The sequence below is a fragment of the Blautia caccae genome (assembly GCF_040095955.1).
Lineage (GTDB): Bacteria > Bacillota > Clostridia > Lachnospirales > Lachnospiraceae > Blautia > Blautia celeris.
The window spans coordinates 93,726-110,385 of record NZ_JBBMFP010000004.1; the positions used below are offsets into that span (position 1 = coordinate 93,726).

15 protein-coding genes are annotated in these 16,660 nt (G+C 50.0%); all 15 read right to left on the minus strand.

The window, feature by feature from the left end; genetic code table 11:
* Positions 1–25: 25 nt before the first annotated feature.
* Positions 26–952, minus strand: coding sequence for a bifunctional riboflavin kinase/FAD synthetase (locus WMO65_RS05615; protein WP_033143291.1), 927 nt, complete (start codon positions 950–952; stop codon positions 26–28).
* A complete protein-coding gene (truB, locus tag WMO65_RS05620) occupies positions 949–1,869 on the minus strand; it encodes a tRNA pseudouridine(55) synthase TruB (protein ID WP_033143292.1) in 921 nt (306 codons plus the stop codon). The genes WMO65_RS05615 and truB overlap by 4 nt, the downstream gene beginning before the upstream one ends.
* Complete coding sequence (locus tag WMO65_RS05625; protein ID WP_033143293.1) at positions 1,862–2,827, minus strand: DHH family phosphoesterase; 966 nt, start codon at positions 2,825–2,827, stop codon at positions 1,862–1,864. Before WMO65_RS05625 ends, truB begins: the two co-directional genes overlap by 8 nt.
* Positions 2,808–3,203 carry a 30S ribosome-binding factor RbfA gene (rbfA, locus tag WMO65_RS05630; RefSeq protein WP_033143294.1) on the minus strand — a complete coding sequence of 132 codons (396 nt, stop codon included), beginning with the start codon at positions 3,201–3,203 and terminating at the stop codon, positions 2,808–2,810. The genes WMO65_RS05625 and rbfA overlap by 20 nt, the downstream gene beginning before the upstream one ends.
* Before the next feature lie 10 nt (positions 3,204–3,213).
* Positions 3,214–6,258, minus strand: coding sequence for a translation initiation factor IF-2 (gene infB / locus WMO65_RS05635; protein WP_349063817.1), 3,045 nt, complete (start codon positions 6,256–6,258; stop codon positions 3,214–3,216).
* A gap of 15 nt (positions 6,259–6,273) precedes the next feature.
* Positions 6,274–6,618: a L7Ae/L30e/S12e/Gadd45 family ribosomal protein gene (locus WMO65_RS05640; protein ID WP_390424989.1), complete on the minus strand. Its 345-nt coding sequence runs from the start codon at positions 6,616–6,618 to the stop codon at positions 6,274–6,276.
* Positions 6,575–6,853, minus strand: coding sequence for an RNase P modulator RnpM (gene rnpM, locus WMO65_RS05645; RefSeq protein WP_033143297.1), 279 nt, complete (start codon positions 6,851–6,853; stop codon positions 6,575–6,577). The genes WMO65_RS05640 and rnpM overlap by 44 nt, the downstream gene beginning before the upstream one ends.
* Positions 6,854–6,861: 8 nt before the next feature.
* The gene (nusA, locus tag WMO65_RS05650; RefSeq protein WP_033143298.1) at positions 6,862–8,043 is read right to left on the minus strand and encodes a transcription termination factor NusA; all 1,182 of its coding nucleotides are present in this window, start codon (positions 8,041–8,043) and stop codon (positions 6,862–6,864) included.
* A gap of 45 nt (positions 8,044–8,088) precedes the next feature.
* Positions 8,089–8,553, minus strand: coding sequence for a ribosome maturation factor RimP (rimP, locus tag WMO65_RS05655; RefSeq protein ID WP_033143299.1), 465 nt, complete (start codon positions 8,551–8,553; stop codon positions 8,089–8,091).
* A gap of 194 nt (positions 8,554–8,747) precedes the next feature.
* Positions 8,748–9,971 carry a transglutaminase domain-containing protein gene (locus WMO65_RS05660; RefSeq protein ID WP_054352796.1) on the minus strand — a complete coding sequence of 408 codons (1,224 nt, stop codon included), beginning with the start codon at positions 9,969–9,971 and terminating at the stop codon, positions 8,748–8,750.
* A gap of 12 nt (positions 9,972–9,983) precedes the next feature.
* Positions 9,984–10,904 (minus strand): magnesium transporter CorA family protein, encoded by a 921-nt coding sequence (locus WMO65_RS05665; RefSeq protein ID WP_054352795.1) that lies wholly within the window; start codon positions 10,902–10,904, stop codon positions 9,984–9,986.
* A gap of 45 nt (positions 10,905–10,949) precedes the next feature.
* Positions 10,950–13,196: a DNA gyrase/topoisomerase IV subunit A gene (locus WMO65_RS05670; RefSeq protein ID WP_148392316.1), complete on the minus strand. Its 2,247-nt coding sequence runs from the start codon at positions 13,194–13,196 to the stop codon at positions 10,950–10,952.
* A gap of 10 nt (positions 13,197–13,206) precedes the next feature.
* Positions 13,207–15,129 carry a DNA gyrase/topoisomerase IV subunit B gene (locus WMO65_RS05675; protein ID WP_103732210.1) on the minus strand — a complete coding sequence of 641 codons (1,923 nt, stop codon included), beginning with the start codon at positions 15,127–15,129 and terminating at the stop codon, positions 13,207–13,209.
* Between the two features lie 15 nt (positions 15,130–15,144).
* Positions 15,145–15,972, minus strand: a complete 828-nt coding sequence (locus tag WMO65_RS05680) for a Cof-type HAD-IIB family hydrolase (RefSeq protein WP_148392315.1) — start codon at positions 15,970–15,972, stop codon at positions 15,145–15,147.
* Between the two features lie 13 nt (positions 15,973–15,985).
* Positions 15,986–16,519: a phosphatase PAP2 family protein gene (locus WMO65_RS05685; RefSeq protein WP_103732213.1), complete on the minus strand. Its 534-nt coding sequence runs from the start codon at positions 16,517–16,519 to the stop codon at positions 15,986–15,988.
* Between the last annotated feature and the right edge of the window lie 141 nt (positions 16,520–16,660).

Sequence of the window (16,660 nt, forward strand, 5' to 3'; positions counted from 1 at the left end):
TAGAAAATCTGAGGTTTGTCCATCATTATTTGTCAAACGCTTTGAAAAAATCTCGACCTTTTTGGACATCCACATCCAATTGTCCCTTTAATTCCTGAAGGGAGGCGAATTTTCTCTCCGGCCTCAAATAGCGGTAAAAACGCACCTCTGCGTCCTGTCCGTACAAGTCCTCGTCACAGTCAAAAAGGTATGTCTCCACACCCAGAAAATGTTCCGCAACTGTGGGCTTATACCCTACGTTGGTAATTCCCTGGTATATTTTGTCACTAATACGGGAACGGGTGATATAGACACCGTTGGGCGGCAGTTTCTTACAGACCGGAGGGATCAGGTTGGCAGTGGGGACGCCTATGGTACGCCCAAGCTGCCGCCCGTGCACGATCTCACCTCTGGTAAAATACACATATCCCAGAAGCTCGTTGACCTTTTCCATATTTCCCTTTTCCAGTTCTTCCCGCACATAGGTGCTGCTGATCTCCCGGCTGCCGTCTTTTAATTTTTCCACTACGTCAACGGTAAATCCGTAAGTTTCTCCCATTTTTCGCAAAAGTTCGGGGGAACCTGCCCTGTCGTGCCCGAATCTGAAATCAGGGCCCACAGCCAGATACCTCACATGCATGCGGTTCACCAGGAACTCTTTTACAAATTCCTCTGCTTCCATGTGCATGAGCGTATCGGTAAAAGGACACTCCACCAGAATATCCATTCCCCGCTCACAGGCCAGCTCCTCCCGTTCCTCGTTGGTCAGAAGTCCCTTTGCAGGGGTATGTAGAAGCCTCACCACAGGCGACACGTCAAAAGTAAAGATAACCGCCTTACAGTTATCTTCTTTTTTCTCCCGTATGCAGTTCATAAGCTTCTGATGTCCTCTGTGCAGCCCGTCGAATTTTCCGAGGGTGACTGCACTTGTCTCCCCCTCGCCAAGCCGTGGCACATCTGTTGTATATATCATGGTGTCTCCTTTCTGCTCTCCGCAAAATCCTCCGGGGTGCAGAACATGGTAATCAGCCGAAACTGTTTTTTCTTCTCTTCAAATTCATACAGGCCGATAAAACGCCGGCTGCTGTCGTACATGCGGACTCTGGTGCCGTCCTCCATGACGCATTTGGCGGGAACCGCATTTCCGTTGCGGAGCATTTTGTCAAAACACGCCGGTGCCTGTATCTCTCCGTATTGGGAAAACATCTGCTCAATTGTGACAACATGAGACAGGACCGTGCCTGCTTCTGCCGCCTTCTCCACCTCTGAAAGCTTCAGGGCATCCTTCACGTCAAAGCGCTCCACACGGGTGCGCAGCAAACTTTCCATACAGCCGCCGCAGCCCAGCTTCTGACCGATGTCATGACACAGGGTCCTGATATAAGTACCCTTGGAGCAGGTAACCGAAAACCGCACAAGCGGAAGATTCATCTCGAGAATATCAATCCCGTAAAATACCACGCGGCGCGGCTTTCTCTCCACTTCTTTTCCCTCACGGGCAAGCTCGTAAAGCTTCCTGCCGTTTACCTTTAAAGCAGAATACATGGGAGGGATCTGCTGCTGCTCTCCGAGAAAGCTCTCGATACAGGCGCGCACGCCCGAAGGGTCGGCACAGACCTCTTTTTCCTCCAGCACAGTGCCTGTCATGTCCTGGGTATCTGTGGTGATCCCCAGATGCAGCACCGCCTCATATGTCTTCTGCTTATCTGTCAGAAGGTCACACAGCTTTGTGGCCTTTCCCAGACATACCGGGAGAACACCCTCCGCGTCCGGGTCCAGCGTACCTGTATGGCCAATCTTCTTTTGTCTTAAAATGCCCCGAAGCTTTGCCACAACGTCGTGGGATGTATACCCCTTTTCCTTGTATATGTTAATAACTCCGTTAATCACAGCATTTTTCCTTTATCTGTTTTTCTATATGTCCGGTCAGATTGTTGATCACGTCATAGACAGAGCCCTGCATGGTGCAGCCCGCTGCCTTCACATGGCCGCCGCCTGAAAAATAGCTGGCTACCATATTGACATCCACAGGACCGTTGGAGCGCATGCTCACTTTAAATTCCTGTGTCTTTACTTCATACAAAAAGACTGCAACTTCCACACCTTTTGTAATGCGGAGCTGGTCAACAATACCGTCTAAATCCTTTGGTTCCACACCGTAGAATTCCATATCGCGCTTTCTGATACACCCGATGATGCATTTTCCGTTCAGCAGCATAATGCTCTCCATCAGGCATCTGCCCAGGATCTGGTTCTGCACATAGCTTTTCCGGTAAAAGGTCTCATCAATGATCCTTGTAAAATCAATCCCTTTTTCCATGAGCTTTGCGGCAATGCGCATGGTCTCCGGAGTGGCAGAGGAAAATTTGAACACACCGGTGTCATGGGCCATCCCCATATAGATGGCCTCTGCCGCCTGCTTTGACACTTTTTCCTCATCCAGAAGGCCAAACAGCACCTCTGACGCGGAGCTTACATCCGGCTTCACCACATTGATATCACCAAAGCCCTTATTGCTCACATGATGGTCAATGCAGATTCGTTTCCGCGCTTTCTGATACGCTTCAGATGCCACACCGATGCGGTCCGACGTGCTGGTGTCAATGAGAAAGAACACATCATACACCTCATCCCCGCCGCACACGGTCCTGATCTCATCCAGATGTGAGATCAGGGAAAAGGCATCCCTGGGCTGTTCCAGATAGACATCTGTCTCAATCTCCGGATAATTTTCGCGCAGATAGAGGTAAAGCCCCATGCAGGAGCCTACACAGTCACCGTCCGGACGAACGTGTCCGGCGATGGCTGCCCTCTTGATTCCCTTCAGTTCACTCGCTATCTTCTCCATCCTCATGCACCTCCGATGCTGTGTCTTTTCTGCTGACCTCATCAATCAGCTTAGACATGGTTACGCCATATTCAATGGATTCGTCCAGAATAAACCGGATCTCAGGCGTATTTCTCAGGTTCACCGTCTTGGCAAGCTGCCTGCGGATATAGCTTTCCGCACTGCGAAGCCCTGCTAAGGTGTCCTTTTTCGCTTCTGCATCGCCAAGCACACTGATATATGCCTTGCAGGTTTTAAGGTCCGGCGCAACTTCCACTGCCGTGACGCTTGTCATCGGCTGGATGCGCGGGTCCTTGATACCGTTGCGGATGATCTCTGCCAGTTCTTTGTGAACCTCAGCATTCACCCGTGTATTTTTAATACTGTTTTTTCTCATAAAAGCTCTCCTATCTCGGCACTTCCACCATAATGTAAGCTTCTACCCTGTCTTCTTCCAAAACGTCGTTGAAGTCCTCGAATACGAGACCGCATTCATAACCTGCTTTTACTTCTTTTACATCATCTTTGAAGCGTTTCAGAGATGCCAGAACACCTTCGTAAATCTGTTCTTCGCCCCTGGTGATGCGGACCTTGCAGTTTCTCTGGAACATACCGTCCAGAACATAGCCGCCGGCAATGGTACCCACTCCGGATGCCTTGAATGTCTGACGTACTTCCGCATGGCCGATGACTTTCTCCTCGAATACCGGGTCCAGCATACCCTTCATGGCAGCTTCCACATCCTCGATGGCCTGATAGATGACACGGTACAGTCTTAAGTCAACACCCTCCTGCTCTGCAATGGCCTTAGCCGTAACATCCGGGCGTACATTGAAGCCGATGATAATGGCATTGGATGCGCTTGCAAGGGTAACATCAGATTCGTTGATGGCACCCGCACCGCCGTGGATGACTTTCACCACAACCTCCTCGTTTGAAAGCTTCACAAGACTCTGTTTCACTGCTTCCACAGAACCCTGTACGTCGGCTTTTACGATCAGAGGAAGTTCTTTCAGATTACCTGCCTGAATCTGTGTGAACAGATCATCCAGGGACATCTTGGCTTTTGTCTCTTCCAGAAGACGGTTTTTATTTTCGGAAACAAAGGTAGCAGCAAAGTGTTTTGCCTCTTTGTCATTTTCTGTTGCAACCAGGATCTCTCCTGCGTTTGGCACGTCACTAAGACCCAGGATCTCTACCGGAGTGGACGGACCTGCCTCTTTTACTCTTCTTCCCTTGTCATCCATCATGGCACGGACTTTACCGGAGCATGCGCCGGCGGCAATGAAGTCACCTACACGCAGGGTTCCTTTCTGTACCAGGATCGTGGCAACAGGGCCTTTTCCTTTGTCAAGCTCTGCCTCGATCACGAGACCTCTTGCCATTCTCTTCGGATTGGCTTTCAGCTCTGAAACTTCCGCAGTCAGAAGGATCATCTCCAGAAGGGTCTCGATACCCTCCCCGGAATGTGCGGATACCGGTACAAAGATGGTGCTTCCGCCCCAGTCTTCCGGAATCAGCTCATACTCGGATAATTCCTGTTTTACTCTCTCAATATTGGCACTCGGCTTATCAATCTTGTTGATGGCAACAATGATCTCAACGCCTGCAGCCTTGGCATGGTTGATCGCTTCCACTGTCTGAGGCATCACACCGTCATCAGCGGCAACTACCAGGATCGCAATATCTGTAGCATTGGCACCGCGCATACGCATGGCAGTAAACGCCTCATGGCCCGGTGTGTCAAGGAAGGTGATCTTCTGATCATTGATGGTAACCACGTAGGCACCGATGTGCTGTGTGATACCGCCTGCCTCTCTGTCTGTCACATGGGTGTTTCTGATACAGTCCAGAAGAGATGTTTTACCATGGTCAACGTGGCCCATAACGCAGACTACCGGAGGTCTCGGAACCAGTAAGGAGGCATCTTCTTCATCTTCTTTCAGAAGTTCCGCGATCACATCTACCTTCTCTTCCGGTTCTGCGATGATATCGTACTCCAGAGCGATCTCCTGTGCCTTCTCAAAATCGATCTCATGGTTCACAGTGACCATGATACCGTCCATGAAAAGCTTCTTGACGATAACTGAGGGCTGCATTTTCATCTTCTCAGCCAGCTCGCGGATGGTCATTTTCTCCGGAAGCGTGATCTCTTTTACAACTTCCTTCTTCTCCTCCACCTTAGGCTGGGTGCTCGGTCTCTGCAGCGCTTTCGGCAGTCTCTGGTTCGGACGTCTTCCGCCTCCCTGGTTCGGGCGTTTTCCGGCTGCCTTGAAATCGTCTTTCTTGACATCCTTCTTCTTATTCTCACGGTTTAATTTGCGGCTGTCCTTCTCCACAAATTCCAGTTTGGGAGCATCTGCTTTGCCGCCTTTGTCTCTGTTAAATCCGCCGCCCTGACGGTTATCCGTACCTCTCTGACGGTTATCACCGAAGCGGTTCGGACCGGTGCCTGTTCTCGGACGATTATCACCGCCTCTGTTGTCGCTGCTGTAGCGCGGGCGGTCGCCTGTACCTGTTCTCGGACGGTTGTCACCGTTTCTGTTGTCGCTGCTGTAGCGCGGACGGTCGCCCGTACCTGTTCTCGGACGGTTGTCACCGTTTCTGTTGTCGCTGTTGTAGCGCGGACGATCACCTGTGTTTGTTCTCGGACGGTTGTCACCGTTTCTGTTGTCGCTGCTGTAACGCGGACGGTCGCCTGTACCTGTTCTCGGACGGCTGTCACCGTTTCTGTTGTCGCTGTTATAGCGCGGACGATCGCCTGTGCCTGTTCTCGGGCGGCTGTCACCGTTTCTGTTGTCGCTGTTATAGCGCGGACGGTCGCCTGTGCCTGTTCTCGGGCGGCTGTCACCGTTTCTGTTGTCGCTGTTGTAGCGCGGACGGTCGCCTGTGTTTGTTCTCGGGCGGCTGTCACCGTTTCTGTTGTCATTATTATAACGGTTCTGGCCGTCTCCGCTGCTGGTTCTTGGGCGGTTATCACTGTTTCTGTTATCGTTATTGTAACGATTCGGACGGTCTCCGTTTCTGTTGTCGCTGTTTGGACGATTATCCGTCCTGTTCTGAGTATTTGCTGTACTTTCCGTTTTCATTCCTCCCTGTGCCGGACGATTATTCCCCGGCTGGCTGCTGCTGTGCACACTGCCTGCTTCTGCAGGACGATTCTGTGGTTTTTGTTTTCTCTCAGGCATATGACTGGCGTTCTGCGGTCTGAAGACCTGGATCAGCTTTTTCTTTGGTTTCTCTTCTGCTGACGCCGCCGGCTTTGCAGAATCTGTGCTGGCTGCTGCCATATTTCCCTTTCTCAAGTTTGCTCGTATCATGCTCACGTGGTCATCCTCAAGGCTGCTCATGTGGCTTTTTACATCTATATTTTTGGATTTCAAAAAATCCATGACCTCCTTGTTGGTTTTATCTAATTCCCTTGCAATTTCATGCACTCTCAGTTTTGACATATATTGCCCTCCTTTTTATTTTCCCATCTGTTCCAGCTTTTTCTTCATCGCCACTGCGAAATTATCATCCGTCACACCCAGAGACGCGCGGTAATCCTTTCCAATGGCACCTCCCAACTCCTCCTTTGTTCCGACAACATACAGCGGCACCTTATAGTAAGTACACATGTCGGAAAACTTTTTTTTTGAATTATCTGATGCATCGCCTGCCACAAGGACAAGGCGCGCTTTTCCTGCCTTCACTGCTTTTTCCGTGGCAAACTCGCCGCTTACCACTCTTCCGGCTTTAGCCGCCAGTCCCAGAAGGGACAGTTCTTTACTGATGCTCAAGCTTATCAAACTCCTTTTCCAGGCTCTCATATACAGATACCGGAATCGCTGTCTTTAAAGAGCGCTCCAGTCCTCTGTTTTTGATGGCCTTCTGCAGGCATTCCTTGTCAAAACACAGATATGCCCCTCTGCCGTTCTTTCTGCCTGTGGCATCCAGAATGATCTCATCCTCCGGTGTCTTCAGAACACGGAGCATTTCCTTCTTACTCTTCATCTCACCGCAGCCGGTACATTTCCGCATAGGGACTTTCCTGACCGTACCCATACTCTCACCTACTCTTCTTCACCGGGAAGCGGCAGATCGGAAGGTTCTTCATAGTTCTCTATTATGTCCTCTTCCCCGTATGCTTCCTCGTCGTAGCCTTCTTCTGTAAACTCTTCCTCTTCAAACTCTTCCTCATAGAAATCGAAATCACCGGACTCTCTGGCCTGTGTCTCGCTCTTTATATCGATTTTGAATCCTGTCAGCCTGGCTGCAAGTCTGGCATTCTGTCCCTCTTTGCCGATCGCCAGGGAGAGCTGGTAATCCGGAACAATGACCATAGCTGTCTTCTCATCCGGGTCAGCCATAACAGAGATGACTTTTGCGGGACTTAACGCATTCTCAATGAGAAGTGCCGGGTTGTCGCTCCAGTTGATAATATCAATCTTCTCGCCCCTTAACTCTTCCACAATAGCATTGACTCTGGCGCCGTTCATACCAACACAGGCACCCACGGGATCTACATCCGGGTCATTGCTCCACACAGCGATCTTCGTACGGGAGCCCGCTTCTCTGGCAATGCTCTTGATCTCCACCGTGCCGTCCTTCACCTCTGTGACCTCCGCCTCGAAAAGACGTTTCACCAGTTCCGGATGTGTCCTGGACACAAGGATCTTCGGTCCCTTGGGGGTATCTTTTACCTCCAGGATATACAGTTTGATCCTCTCTGTGGGGCGGAACACCTCTGTCTTCACCTGTTCGTTCTCTGTCAGGATGGCATCTGCCTTGCCCAGGTTGATGCTGTAGTTTCTGCCCAGGCTTCTCTGTACGATACCTGTCACAACATCTTTTTCCTTTCCGTAATACTGGTTGAAGATCACTTTTCTCTCTTCTTCACGGATTTTCTGCAGAATTACGTTCTTGGCATTCTGGGTGGCGATCCTTCCGAACTCCTTGGACTTGATCTCCACATTCACCACATCTCCCAGCTCATACTGGGAATTCATCATCTTGGCATTTGCCAGGCTGATCTCCATGACCGGGTCCATCACTTCCTCCACCACAGTCTTCTCCGCGTACACGCCGAAATCACAGGTCTCGGGGTTGATATTTACGTGCACATTGTCAGCCTTGCCGAAATGGTTCTTGCACGCCTGGATCAGGGACTGCTCAATGGCTTCCAAAAGCGTATCTTTGCTGATGGATTTCTCTTTTTCCAGAATATCCAGCGCCTCTAATAACTCTGTATTCATTTTTTTACATCCTCCTGAATTTCTTCTATATAATATCCACTGCTGTTAAAAGTCAAATGCCTGCCTGATCAGTGCAATGTCAGCCTTCAAAAAGGTGCGCTCCCCATCTTCATTCTCAATGGTCACGCTGTCCGCATCGTAGGCTTTCAGTATACCGTAGAATTCCTTCTCCCGGTCAATGGCACGGTAAGTTCTGATTTCCAGCTCTTTGCCCATGTTTCTTAAGTAGTCCTTTTCTTTTTTCAGTGGTCTTCCAAGACCCGGGGAACTCACTTCCATAATATAAGCAGTGTCGATAAAGTCTTCTTCATCCAGCTTTTCAGAAAATGCTCTGCTGACAACCTCACAGTCATCTACAGTAATGCCGCCTTCTTTGTCAATGTAGGCACGCAGATACCAGTTACTGCCTTCCTTCACATATTCCATATCCACAAGCTCAAACCCATTGCTCTCCAGTATGGGTGTTATCAGGGCTTCTGCTTTCTGCTCGTATTTTTCTCTCTGACTCATTCTTTCACCTTCTTCCGCATTTTCTGTCCGCTATTCGATAAAGTTATAACGGAACATTTATATTCGTGGCAACTTTATGGGTACTTAGTTTCCCACTACATAATAAGAGTGGACCGAAGGCCCACTCTTATGTTATCGTGATTATCAAGTTCTATACCAGAATACCACTAAAGCAGTAAAGTTGCAAGTGTTTTTTACCAATAGACCGTGAGGAGCATGTCCTCATCGCTGTATCCGATGTTCCACTGATAGGTTTCCCCCTCCTGGAACGGATAGGCATCCCGCACAGCCCGCTCGATCAGATCACCGTCCACCATGGCGGCTACAGCCTGCCGGTAACTGTCCGGATCGGCAAACTTGAAATCTTCCCGCTCCCTTCCTTCCGATATGGATGCAGTGAGTATATTGTAGAATTCGTTCTCCTCATAGTATGAGTACCAGGTGCCGTTCATTTTGTAATAGTTATAGCTGTCATCTGTGCATTCCGGCAGCGGCAGAAGGTCGTCCGGTGTATGTGTGGCAAGGAGTGTGGCGGCATCACAGCACAGATACGTGTAGGAGATCTCCTGCACGGCCCCTTCCTGTTTCTCCGAAAATCCCGGATTTGCCCAGGTGGTATCCACATAGTAATAATTCTCTCCTATCTTCACCAGATTCCATGCATGTTCCTCATCATTTGGCGCTGCTTTTCCGGTGACCAGCGTACAGAAAATTCCCATCTTTCCCAAAAGGTACTGGGTCGCTTTGGAAAATCCGGCACATACCGTGACCTGGTTTAAGAAGACGCTCTGAATATTCTGGTTGTTTGGGCAGGACTGGTCATATGCTGTATTCTGGCTCAAAAATTCGTAAATATACTTGATTTTCCCATATGTATCCGCATCTGCCGGTACCTGTGCGATCCACTGGTCTGCTGCCGCCTCAATGCCGGCTTTTGTGGATTCTATCTCTGCCTTATCTATATTGTACACAAGCTGCAGATCCACACTGCCGGCCGCCTCCGCGCTGCCGTCTCCCTGGAAGGTGTAGGACTGCTGGTCCAGCCAGAAAAATTCCGGATGGTCCACGAACACCATATTGTTGACCCGGTTGATATCTGCCTCCGTACAGGCATCCACAGTGACGATATCCTTATATTCCAGAATCCCGTTCAAAAGCTGTCGGTATAACTTCTGCTGGTCCTCTGTCAGGCTCTCATAACCATAGGGTATGTATTCGCCGTTTATATACTGAAGGGCATCCGCCTCCGCAATTTTCTCCTTCTCCGGCTCAAAGACCTGATAGATCTTCTTTTGTACGGATTCGGTCACACTTTCTTTTGTCTCCGCCTCCGTCTCTATCCCCCTGCCGCAGCCGGAAAACAGAAAGGAGACCAGGAGCGTCCCGCACAGAAGCAGGCTGTATACTCTTTTTCTCATAGGCATCTTCTCCTAGTCAAACCAATTCTTATGTTTAAAATACAAAATCTCTATGATAACGATCAGAAGCACCACACCGATAATGATAAAATAGCTGCCTTTATAGTAAAGCTCCGGCATATTCACAAAGTTCATGCCATACCAGCCGGTGATCAGCGTCAGGGGCATGAAAATAGTGGTGACGACGGTGAGGAACTGCATGATCTTGTTCTGCCGCTCCGCAGTTCTGGCCTGATACATTTCCCGGATCTGAAGGGTATATTCCCGCAGGTTTCTGGTGTTGTCCGCAAGGCGCTCTATTCTTTTTGCCATTACTCGGAAAAGGCGGCAGTCCTCCTCCCCGAGAAATCCCGTATAATTTTCCTCCAGCATTTCACAGAAGTCCGCAAGCTGGTCATAGTAGGTGTTCATGCGCAGAAGCTCCCTGCGCACAGTCAGCATCCTTGCCGGACAGTCCTTGATCTCCCGACGGAACAGCCCGTCCTCCAAGTCTGTCATCCTGAGTTCATACGCCTGGAGAAAACGGACATCATCTTCTAACAGGCGCTCCATAAATTCAAAGAGAAAATGCGCCACATAACTCTGCTCCTGGAACCGGATCTCCTCCATCTCTTTTACTATATGGGCCACAAATCCGGATTCGTCCACAAACAACAGCTTCTCCCTATCCATATAATACCCGAAGGAGATGGGTTTTTCCAGAAGTTTTTCTTTCTGGGGCACGGAAAAAGTTCCCACTACGCAGTCCTTCTGCAGCTCCGCCTTGCAGAAATGCACGTGCTCCAGGCTTCTTAAAAGCAAACGCCCCGGACTGCTGTCCCCGTATTTTCTTTTGTAGGATTCCACTGTCAGTATCTCAATAAGGCAGTCTCCGGGAGCCAAAATTTCCTTTTCCCCGAGGCCTGACATTTTCTTATTCAAACGATATCTCATAGGCCCTCCCGTATCGGCGCTGTTCCCTGCGGCCATACCGGCCTGCTACAGCCTTACCTTTGTACCTTTTGTATCACGTTTTGCCAGCTTCAGCCGGTTCAGTGCCACACTCTTCTCCTTGTAGGTAACGGTATACTCTGTGCGGCCTTCCAGCAGGTAAGCGTGCTCCACCTCATCGTCCCCGGCAAGGCGGATACCGCGCACGCCGATGGCTGTCTTCTTCTTATCCGGAACCTCTTCCTTCAGAAAGCGCAGGAAAATGCCGTTCTTTGTCTGCAGCACCACATATTCCATGGGGTCGGCGATCTGTACCAGTACCAACTGGTCGCCTTCTGCCAGCTTTGTGGCTGCTATGGTCCGCTTGGACACATCAAATTCTGTTCCTGCCACCTGTTTCAGCATACCTGTCTTCGTGGCAAAGAACAGCATGGAATCTTTGATTCCGGAGAGGCTGGATACAAATACCATCTGCTCCGCAGAGCTGTCATAGTTGCTCACATTGTCAATGGGTGTGCCTTTATCTCTGAATTTTCCGTAGGGCAGGTCCAGCACCTTGATGGTATGCATTCTGCCGGAATCTGTGAACACACAGATCTTGTCCGTGTTCATACAGGAGAAAATATATTTATTCTCACTGTCCGCAGTCTCCTTATTCCGCTCATAGGCTGCCTTGTCGATGGTCCTGGCATATCCGAAACGGTCCATGAGAAAGACAACTTCCATCTCTTCTATTTTCTTTTCCTCATACACAGCTTCTGCTGCGTTTTCAATGGCAGTGAGACGCTTCTTTCCGAATTCCTTTTTCACGGCTCTGAGTTCGTCAATGATAACAGCTGCCATGGAGTCATAATTGTTTAAGATATCCTCGTAGCGGGCAATATTTTTCAGCGTGGTCTCATGCTCTGCCATAAGTGCCTCCACTTCCAGGCCGATAAGCTTATAGAGACGCATATCCAGAATAGCAGCCGCCTGTCTTTCCGTAAACCGCAGCTTTCCTGCCTGCCGCTCGCTTGTCTTTGTCTTAAAGCGTATCCCTTCTGTGATACCGCTGACCAGGCAGTTTTTCACCTGTTCTCTGTTCTTGCTTCCTCTGAGGATCTCAATGATCAGGTCTATGACATCACAGGCCTTTATGAGACCTTCCTGTATCTCCTGTTTTTCCCGCTCTTTTGCAAGGAGTGTCTGATACTTTCTGGTAGCCACCTCGAACTGAAAATCCACATGGTACTCAATGACCTGTTTCAGGCTTAAGATCTCAGGCCTTCCGTCCGCAACGGCAAGCATATTTACGCCGAAAGTGTCCTCCAACCTTGTCTTCTTGTACAGCATGTTGGTCAGGTTCTCCACATCCGCGCCCTTTTTCAGTTCCAGTACAATGCGGATTCCCTCTTTTGAAGACTGGTTGGAAATATCCACAATATCCGTGGTCTTTTTTGTCTCCACAAGGGTTGCCACATCGTTCAGGAATTTGCCGATGTTGGCGCCGATCATTGTGTATGGGATCTCTGTGATGACCAGAAGGGTTCTTCCTGCTTTTCCCTTCTCCACCTCCACCTTGCCGCGGAGCTTGATCTTGCCGCTCCCGCTCTCATAGATGGCGGGAAGGTCATCCTTGTTGACCACGATTCCGCCTGTGGGGAAATCAGGGCCTTTGATGTATTTCATCAGACCCTGGGTGGTGATGGTGTTATCCTTCATATAGGCGATGACACCGTCAATGACTTCGTTTAAGTTGTGGGGAGGAATACTGGTCGCCATACCTACGGCGATGCCGTCCGCTCCGTTTAACAACAGGTTCGGGACCTTCACGGGAAGCACTGCAGGCTCTTTTTCCGTCTCATCAAAGTTGGGAACAAAATCCACCACATTCTTGTCAAGGTCTGCCAGATATACCTCCTGGGTTATTTTCTCCAGACGGGCCTCTGTGTACCTCATGGCAGCCGCCCCGTCCCCTTCTATGGAGCCGAAGTTGCCGTGGCCGTCCACCAGGGTCTGGCCTTTTTTAAACTCCTGGGCCATGACCACCAGGGATTCATAGATTGAACTGTCTCCGTGGGGATGGTATTTACCCATGGTATCGCCTACGATACGGGCACATTTCCTGTATGGCCTGTCATAACGGATCCCCAGCTCATACATATCGTAAAGGGTTCTCCTCTGCACCGGCTTTAAGCCGTCCCGCACATCCGGAAGGGCGCGGGCGACGATAACACTCATGGCATAGTCAATATAAGACTTCTGCATGATCTCCGAATATTCTGTTCTGATAATATTATCCTGTACGTTCGCCATTTTGCTCCTCCTATATGTCTAATTCCGCATCCTGGGCGTGCTCGTAGATGAATGCTTTCCGGGGAGGCACTTCCGTTCCCATCAGTACCTCTGTCACGTCGGATGCCATACGCGCATCCTCGATCTCCACCAGCTTCAAAAGCCTGGTCTCCGGGTTCAGGGTTGTCTCCCAGAGCTGCTGCGCGTCCATCTCACCGAGACCTTTGTACCGCTGCAGGGTGAAGGGGCCTTTGTGCCTTTTTCTGTAACGTTCCAGAGCCTTGTCGTCATAGAGGTATTCCTCTTTCCCTTTTGCGGGCATGGCTTTATAGAGGGGCGGCATGGCAATGTACACGTGTCCCTCATAGATCAGTTCCGGCATGAACCGGTAGAACAAAGTCAGAAGCAGGGTGGAAATGTGGGCACCGTCCACGTCGGCATCGGCCATGATGATGATCTTATCATAGCGCAGCTTGCTGATGTCAAAGTCATTGCCGTATCCCTCGGAAAATCCGCAGCCGAAGGCATTGATCATGGTTTTGATCTCCGCATTTGCCAGCACCTTGTCAATGGTGGCTTTCTCCACGTTGAGGATCTTACCGCGGATGGGAAGGATGGCCTGGAAGCTTCTGTCCCTGGCTGTCTTGGCACTTCCCCCGGCGGAATCTCCCTCCACAATGAAGATCTCACACAGAGAAGGGTCTCTTTTTTCACAGTTTGCCAGCTTGCCGTTGGAGTCAAAGGAGTATTTCTGCCTGGTCAGCAGATTGGTCTTGGCCTTCTCCTCCGTCTTTCTGATCTTTGCGGACTTCTCCGCGCAGGACAGAATGTTCTTCAGGGTGTCCAGATTTCTGTCCATAAATAAGACAACTTCTTCCCCTGTCACTTTTCCGGTTGCCTTTGCCGCATCCTGGTTGTCCAGCTTAGTCTTGGTCTGTCCCTCAAACCGGGGGGAGGGATGCTTGATGGACACCACCGCCGTCATTCCGTTTCGGATGTCCGCCCCTGTGAAGTTGGGGTCTTTTTCCTTCAAGACACCGAGTTCCCTGGCATAGTTGTTCATCACCGAAGTGAATGTGGTCTTAAAACCGGTCAGATGGGTGCCGCCCTCTGCATTGTAGATGTTGTTGCAGAAGCCCAGCACATTTTCCCGAAATTCATTGATATACTGGAAGGCAACCTCCACGGTGATGCCCTCGGATTCTCCCTTAAAATAGACAGGCTCATGGAGGATCTCACATTTTTTGTTCAGATCCTTGATAAAGCCCACGATACCTTCCGGCTCATGGAAGGTGATGCTCTCCGGTTCGTCCCCTCTCTTATCCTCAAATACAATGGTCAGCTCAGGATTCAGATAGGCAGTCTCGTGAAGACGGCTCTTCACCTCCGTGGCAGAGAATCGTGTCTTCTCGAAAATCTCCGCATCCGGCAGGAAATTCACCAGCGTACCTGTGGCTTTTGTCCTTCCGAGCTTCGGAAGCAGGCCCTCCTCCAGCTCAATGGTGGGGATTCCCCGCTCATAGTGGTCGTGATGGATATACCCCTCCCGGCTGATCTTGATATCCAGATATGTGGACAGAGCGTTGACCACAGAGGAGCCGACACCATGAAGGCCTCCGCTTGTCTTATACGCGGAGTCATCAAACTTTCCGCCTGCATGCAGTGTGGTGAATACAAGCCTCTCGGCTGACATCCCCTTTTCATGCATGCCCACAGGGATTCCACGTCCGTTATCCTCCACAGTGGCAGAGCCGTCCCGCTCCAGCGTCACGCGGATATCCGTACAGAATCCGGCCAGATGCTCATCCACCGCGTTGTCTACAATCTCATAAATCAAATGGTTCAAACCCTTCCGGGAAACACTGCCGATATACATACCGGGCCGTTTCCTTACAGCCTCCAGTCCCTCCAGAACTGTGATGCTGCTGGCATCATAGGTTGTTTTTTTTGCCATTCCTGTTCGTCCTTTCTATTTCAGTATACTCTCAATCGCTTTTGCAGCACCGTCATTCTCATTGGTGTCTGTCACTGCGCTGCTGATCTCCTTCACTCTGCTGCAGGCATTGCCCATAGCCACAGAGTATCCGGCATTTAAAAGCATTTCATAATCATTATTGCTGTCACCGACTGCCATGATCTCTTCCTGTCTGACCCCGATCATGTCGGCCAGCTTTACAATGGCATTCCATTTGCTCCATCTTCCGTGCACCACTTCTATATTATTGGGGATGACGGAAATGGGATGTACACCGGGGAGCATATCTATTTCCCTTATCAGCTTATCCTTTTCTTCCATTTTGGATACTAAAATATGTACCTTTCCCACACGGATTCCATCCTCTGCAAGAAGCTGCCTGTAGTCTGCTGTCATTTTGTTGGTGGCAAGAAGCTGGTCGCAGTATTCTGCCGGAAGACCGCACCTTCTTATAACTTCCTGCCCCTTTGCATCCATATAGGCATCCTGTCCCGCATAGATTTCCACATATGTATCATACTGTGCCGCAAGCTCGCAGATCTTCCTGACATTGTCCATATCCATTTCATGAAAATACAGGACATCTCCTGTCCTGCCGTCGGTGATAACGGAGCCGTTACCGTTTATGAAATAGGAAATTTCCCTGAAATCTTTTAAAACAAACCGGGCATTGCGGTAGGAGCGGCCTGTTGTGGGCACGATCAGGTATCCTTTTCTTCCCGCTTCCTCCACAGCTTCCCTGGTCCTCTCTGAGATGGTGCAGTCGTCCCGAAGGAGCGTACCGTCCAGGTCAATGGCTATCATTTTTAAATCTTTTCTCATCTTGGTTCTCCTGTTATTTGTTCGGATTCATTCGACGGCTTTTCACACAGCCAAATACATACGCAGACAGCAGCCCGCAGCAGATGCCGATGACAATGCCCGCCATTACATCTGTAGGGAAATGCACATACAGGTACAGGCGTGAAAAGGCGATCAGGGCCGCCAGCACATAGGCGCAGATGCCGGCCTTTTTATTGCCCGTAAACAGCGCTGTGGCCGCGGCAAAGGAGGCCTGCGTGTGACCTGACGGAAAGGAATAGTCCTTCGGCACCCGGATCAGCAGCTCCACGGTGTCGTTGATCCAGCAGGGACGCTGCCTGGCCACCAGCGGCTTTAATATAATATTTCCAAACAAAGCGGATAATATCAGCGCCCCCAGCACAAGAACGCCATACTTTCTGTATTTCTTCACACAGAGCAGCACCAGACCAAGTACGATCCAGAACCATCCTGCGTTTCCAAGGGATGTGATAAATACTAAAATTTTGTCCAGCAGAGGGGTATGTATCTGCTGCAAAGCATCCAATATCGTAAATTCCCAACCCATATCTTTTTCCTTTCTGTTTCGGATTCGTCCTATATCATAACTTATTTTGGGGATTTTTTCAAATCTATTCTGTAATTCGGTAAATATGTGGGGTGACGGCAAAAAACCTCCGGCTCCCGGGATGGGAGCAGAGGTTCTTCA